Source organism: Streptomyces sp. NPDC090445, from assembly GCF_044769385.1.
Classification (GTDB): domain Bacteria; phylum Actinomycetota; class Actinomycetes; order Streptomycetales; family Streptomycetaceae; genus Streptomyces.
The window spans coordinates 1-4488 of sequence record NZ_JBIVXV010000066.1 but is presented as its reverse complement, the minus strand read 5'-3'; the positions used below and the strand labels follow the sequence as shown (position 1 = coordinate 4488).

At 67.6% G+C, this 4488-nt stretch carries 7 protein-coding genes and 1 pseudogene; 5 read left to right on the top strand and 3 right to left on the bottom strand.

Annotated elements, in window-relative coordinates:
* Positions 1 to 142: 142 nt before the first annotated feature.
* A complete protein-coding gene (locus tag ACIQUT_RS40185) occupies positions 143 to 499 on the top strand; it encodes a hypothetical protein (protein ID WP_403570672.1) in 357 nt (118 codons plus the stop codon).
* Positions 496 to 786 carry a hypothetical protein gene (locus ACIQUT_RS40180; protein ID WP_403570670.1) on the top strand — a complete coding sequence of 97 codons (291 nt, stop codon included), beginning with the start codon at positions 496 to 498 and terminating at the stop codon, positions 784 to 786. The genes ACIQUT_RS40185 and ACIQUT_RS40180 overlap by 4 nt, the downstream gene beginning before the upstream one ends.
* Positions 787 to 817: 31 nt before the next feature.
* On the opposite strand, the gene ACIQUT_RS40175 is transcribed toward ACIQUT_RS40180, so the two are convergent.
* Entirely contained in the window at positions 818 to 1090 is a 273-nt protein-coding gene (locus ACIQUT_RS40175) for a hypothetical protein (protein ID WP_403570669.1), read from the bottom strand.
* A gap of 118 nt (positions 1091 to 1208) precedes the next feature.
* On the opposite strand from ACIQUT_RS40175, the gene ACIQUT_RS40170 reads away from it, so the two are divergent.
* Positions 1209 to 1448, top strand: a complete 240-nt coding sequence (locus ACIQUT_RS40170) for a hypothetical protein (protein WP_403570667.1) — start codon at positions 1209 to 1211, stop codon at positions 1446 to 1448.
* Positions 1449 to 1668: 220 nt separating this feature from the next.
* Here the strand turns inward: ACIQUT_RS40170 and ACIQUT_RS40165 are convergent.
* Positions 1669 to 1920 (bottom strand): annotated as a pseudogene (locus ACIQUT_RS40165) (hypothetical protein); the annotation flags it as partial.
* A gap of 123 nt (positions 1921 to 2043) precedes the next feature.
* Here ACIQUT_RS40165 and ACIQUT_RS40160 point away from each other — a divergent pair.
* Positions 2044 to 2793, top strand: coding sequence for an ASCH domain-containing protein (locus ACIQUT_RS40160; RefSeq protein WP_403570666.1), 750 nt, complete (start codon positions 2044 to 2046; stop codon positions 2791 to 2793).
* Positions 2794 to 2815: 22 nt separating this feature from the next.
* Here ACIQUT_RS40160 and ACIQUT_RS40155 read toward each other — a convergent pair whose 3' ends face one another.
* The gene (locus tag ACIQUT_RS40155; RefSeq protein ID WP_403570664.1) at positions 2816 to 3307 is read right to left on the bottom strand and encodes a helix-turn-helix domain-containing protein; all 492 of its coding nucleotides are present in this window, start codon (positions 3305 to 3307) and stop codon (positions 2816 to 2818) included.
* A gap of 147 nt (positions 3308 to 3454) precedes the next feature.
* Here ACIQUT_RS40155 and ACIQUT_RS40150 point away from each other — a divergent pair, with 147 nt between their 5' ends.
* On the top strand, positions 3455 to 4108 hold the full coding sequence (locus ACIQUT_RS40150; protein ID WP_403570673.1) for a DNA alkylation repair protein: 654 nt from the start codon (positions 3455 to 3457) through the stop codon (positions 4106 to 4108).
* Positions 4109 to 4488: the final 380 nt, after the last annotated feature.

Sequence of the window (4488 nt, the reverse complement as noted above, 5' to 3'; positions counted from 1 at the left end):
GAGAGTAGGACGCCGCCGAACAATCATTGCGGGAAGCCCCGCACCAAACCCCTCTCGGGGGGTTCGGTGCGGGGCTTTTCTGCGTTCACCGGCATGCCCGCGGGTCGCTCGGTATCCTGGCCGCGTTCCCACGGAGGAGTCGATGACAGCACAGCACGTGGAAGACGGCGGCCCGCTCATCCCCCAGCCGGCCATGACGCGGGAAGCGCTGCGGGACGCCGTGCGGCGAATCGACATGGCGAGCCTCGCCGTGCTCGACAGGGAATGCAACGAGGCCTTCGACCGGGCCGCCGAAACCGGGGCGATCAACCCCCTGCGGTTCTTCCTGATCAAGTGGGCCACGCATGTCGCGATCCACCGGTGGCCGGCGCGGGTAGCGGCCCTGCGCGAAGCAGAACGCATCGCCGGCGACCCCGCCTCCACCGAGAGCGAGTTCCAGGCCGCGATGCGGACCAGCAGCCGCATCCTTGCCGAGGCACAGCGGGAAATCGGTCTGTGAGCCCGCGGGGCGAAGGCGTCGAGAGCGACAACGGCTGGGCGTGGGAGTGCGATCCCAGCCGGGTGTGGGTCCTGGGAGACATGCCGTCGGCGCAGCAGGGCTTCGTGGGCGCCGTCATGGACGGCCTGGTGGACCTGGCGTCCATGGGCATCGACCCCAAGGACGGCAGCCTGTACGAGGACCCGAACCCGATGCGGGTGCGGACGTACGAGGACGAGCACCTGATGCTCTGGTACCAGACCATCCCGCACCGCAGCCGCGTCTACCTCAAGCGGGTCAACCTCTGACCAGTCGCCCGGACCGGCCCTCGCTCCCGGCTCAGCTCGACGGAGCGGGCTCGGCGGGGCAGTCGCGCAGGAGGGCGGCGAAGGGCTCGTAGGCGGATTCGTCGGAGAACACGCGCAGGACCCGGCCGCGGTCCGGCGACACGATCACGTAGTGGCGGGCGAGGTACGAGAGCTCTCCCCACGGCTCCAGGGCATGGGCCCGCATCAGGACCCGCCCGCAGCGCGTACATGCGACGACCGCCGGTTCCGCCCGCACCGTCTCGCTGATGGCCGTCCCCTCGTCGAGGAGGCCCGCGACGGGCATGCCCAGCCCGGGCCTCCTGCTCTCCGATGGCCCAGCAGTCCGGTGACAGCACTGGCTGGTGCTGTGCTGTGACCGGAATCGTTCACCGGTTCTGATGCCGTGCTGGCAGGATCGTTCTGTGGATCTTTCTGAGAGGCTGGTTGACTGGACGGACTGGGACGGTGCCGCCTTCGCGGTGGGCCGCTCGCTGGGGATCTTCGGCGAGTCCGAGACGTTCACACGGGTCAAGGGGGTGTTCTGGACGGACAACCCGTTGGGGAATGCCCTGCATGAGGTGCTTCTGCAACTGGCTGCCGCGGGAGTGCTGGAGCGGCGGGAGGAACCCGACGACGAGCAGTTCCGGTGGTCCAAGCGGTGAGTCAGGCCGCTTTGGCACGTGGGCGGCCGCCGAAGCGGACGCCTCTCTCGCTGAGGATGCGGGCGCGCTCGCGTCGTTGTGCTGCGAGGACGTCGGGGCGGCGGGCGCTTCGGTTTGCGCCAGAGTAAGTCGCCTGCAGGGCCCGGGGCCCGTAAGGACCGCAGGGCCTCGCGGCCGATCCGGACTGCCGGCCACGTTGCGCCGCAGGTGATCGGCGAGAGCCCGATCTCGTGAACCGGTGGATCACGTCGCGGACGGTGTCCTCGTCCGCCTGGACCAGCTGTCCGATGACCGGGACGGTGCTGCCGCCGGCCGAGGCCGGCAGCATCGTCGCCCGACGGAACCGTACCGAGCCGGTACTGCCCCTCCGCGCGATCTGCTGCAGCTTCTGGCCTTCCTGCTCGGTCAGCCTGCGGACCCGGACCCAACCGGTTGCGCCAGACCGCCTCCCGGCCCTGGTCGGAAGCGTCATCACTTCCAACCGGCACAACGAACAACCAGGCAAACCTTCCCGGTGACAGCACGGCCAGTGCTCTGACCACGAACGTCCACCGGGTTGCGTGGCTTGGTGACGTGTATGAGTAGTGTCTGTTGGATGGACAGCACGATGCATTTATCGGAAGAAGATCTGGAGCTGGTCGAGTTCGCCCAGCGCGTTGTTGAGACGAACGGTGATGGTGAGGTGCACACCGTCGGGGCAGCTGTGCGAGACGCACAGGGCCGGATATTCGGTGGCATCAACCTCTATCACTTCACGGGCGGACCCTGCGCGGAGTTGGTGGCGCTCGGGCATGCGCGTGCTGCGGGAGCACGTGACCTGACGGCGATCGTTGCCGTCGGTGACATGGGGCGCGGTGTGCTCGCGCCGTGTGGCCGGGACCGGCAGGTCCTGCTGGACTACCACCCGGGTATCCGTGTCCTCGTGCCGGTGGCTGGCGGCATTCGGAGTGTCGCGATCACCGACCTGCTGCCTCATGCCTATGTCTGGGGGGAGCAGTCCGCAGCGTCCGACCGAGCGCTGGGCTCGGCTGCGATGCAGGCCCTGCATTTCCATCGCACCTATCTCGATGCTGTACGCACTGGGCGGAAGACGAGCACGGTGCGGTTCCGCGACCCGGTGGAGACGGGCCCGGTGAACATGGTGTTCGAGTTGGATGACGAGGTAGTGCTGCCCGGTGTGGTCACTCAGATCACTTCCAAGAGCGTTGCCGAGTTGACCGAGGCGGACGCTCTCGCCGACGGGTTTCGCGATCTTGCCGAGCTGCAAGACAGGCTGCGGTTCCACTACCCCGACATCAAGTCAACCGATGGAGTCACCGTCGTTCACTTCCGTCTGGCGCTGTGATCGCCTGGGTTCACCGCGTTCTTCAGGCTGCGATTGCGAGGGGGCGTCCGCCCCAGCGGATGCCCTTCTCGCTGCGGATGCGGGTGCGTTCCTTGCGTTGTGCGGCGAGCACGTCGGGGTGGCGGCGGTGGAAGCAGGTGACGCCGTGGGTGCGGCGGAAGGTCGCCGGCAGGCGGTCGGGCCTGCCCTGCTTCGCCCAGCAGGAGCCCGCGGTGGGCCGGATACCAAGGGGCAGGCGGGGACGGCCTCCCGCCCACTGAGGGTCCAGGCAGGCCAGGCCGATCTCGTTGAACTGGTGGATCACATCGCGGGCGGTGTCCTCGTCGGCGTGTACCAGTTGGGCGATCACCGGCACCCGGTTTCCGCCGGCCGAGGCGAGCAGCATCATCGCGCGCCGGTAGCGCACCGAGCTGATGTGCGTGTTGGCCTCGGCCCGTACGAGGTCGTTGGCGTACGGTGCGAACCGCTCGGGGGAGCGGGGTAGGTGCTCGTACTCCTGGCGGCCGGCGGCCACGACGGCGGCGCGGGTGTAGACGAACGCGTCTCCGACAGCTCTTCGCCGTACTTACTCCTTGTGGCGGTAGCCGGCTGCCGCCGTACGCTGAGTCTCGCGTGTGACGGATGGGAGGCTGCGGTGGCCGAGACGACGCTGGCCGAGGTGATGGCCGAGCTGGCCGCGCTGGAGGACCCGAAGACACGCGCGGTGAACGAGAAGCACGGCGACGATCACGGCGTGAACCTCGGCAGGCTCCGCGCGCTCGCGAAACGGCTGAAGACGCAGCAGGACCTTGCCCGCCGGCTCTGGGACACGGGTGACACCGCGGCGAGACTGCTCGGCATCCTGATCTGCCGCCCGAAGGCGTTCGAGCGTGACGAGCTGGACGGCATGCTGCGCGAGGCGCGCACACCCAAGGTGCACGACTGGCTCGTCAACTACGTGGTGAAGAAGAACCCGCACGCCGAAGAGCTGCGCCTGGCCTGGTTCGCCGATCCGGATCCGGTGGTCGCGAGTGCCGGCTGGGCGCTGACCACCGAGCGTGTGGCGAAGAAGCCCGAAGGCCTCGACCTCGCGGCACTGCTCGACATCATCGAGGCGGAGATGAAGGACGCCCCGGAACGCCTCCAGTGGGCGATGAACCACTGCCTGGCCCAGATCGGGATTGAGCACCCCGAGTACCGCGCCCGCGCCGTCGGCATCGGCGAGCGCCTGGAGGTGCTCAAGGACTACCCGACCTCCCGGGGCTGCATGTCCCCGTTCGCACCCGTCTGGATCACCGAGATGGTGCGCCGACAGGGCGACACGACGGTGGCCTGACCGCATGCAGGGGGCCGGAGCAGGGACCTTTGACACCCGTCGGGGCAGGTTGTAGTATGTAGCGGTTGCCTGGAACGGAAGAGTTCGGCGACAACCCACAAGCAAGATCCTGACACCCGGTGAATCTGATTCCTCGGGTGCGCAGTCGACTCCTTCCTCAGGAATCCGAAGCCGGGAAATCCGGTGGAAAACTTCTGATAGAGTCGGTCTCGCCGGAAAGGGAAACGCGAAAGCGAGGCCCTGGAAAGCGAAACCCGCTTCGACCGGGAATCGGACACGAAAGAGTCTGATAGAGTCGGAAACGAAGAACGAAAGCCCGGAGGAAAGCCCGAGAGGGTGAGTACAAAGGAAGCGTCCGTTCCTTGAGAACTCAACAGCGT

Coding starts and splice junctions, on each gene's coding strand:
- ACIQUT_RS40185 (WP_403570672.1), top strand. CDS start 143: ATGACAGCACAGCACGTGGAAGACGGCGGCCCGCTCATCCCCCAGCCG.
- ACIQUT_RS40175 (WP_403570669.1), bottom strand. CDS start 1,090: ATGCCCGTCGCGGGCCTCCTCGACGAGGGGACGGCCATCAGCGAGACG.
- ACIQUT_RS40160 (WP_403570666.1), top strand. CDS start 2,044: ATGGACAGCACGATGCATTTATCGGAAGAAGATCTGGAGCTGGTCGAG.
- ACIQUT_RS40150 (WP_403570673.1), top strand. CDS start 3,455: ATGGCCGAGCTGGCCGCGCTGGAGGACCCGAAGACACGCGCGGTGAAC.